1 protein-coding gene is annotated in these 246 nt (G+C 67.1%); it reads left to right on the forward strand.

The genetic code is table 11. The annotated features are described in order from the left end of the window. A partial coding sequence (locus tag AC1RQI_RS17420; RefSeq protein ID WP_481905864.1) for a BTB/POZ domain-containing protein occupies window positions 1-246 on the forward strand: 246 nt, incomplete at both ends.

Below are 246 nucleotides of genomic sequence, written 5' to 3' on the forward strand. Positions count from 1 at the left end.
GCTGCACCAGTACCAGCGCGAGGTGAAGCAGCTTGAGTGCGACGGCCAGAGCCTGGACTACATCGAGGTCACCCCGGCCGACATCGCCACCGCCAACCGCCTGGCCCACGAGGTGCTTGGGCGCACCCTGGACGAGTTGCCGCCGCAGACGCGCAAGCTGCTGGGCCATATCCACGACATGGTTAAGGAGGCCTGCCGCCAGCAGCGCCTCGAGCAAAGCGCCTACCGCTTCACCCGCAAGGACGT

Source organism: Salicola sp. AFF1, from assembly GCF_056783195.1.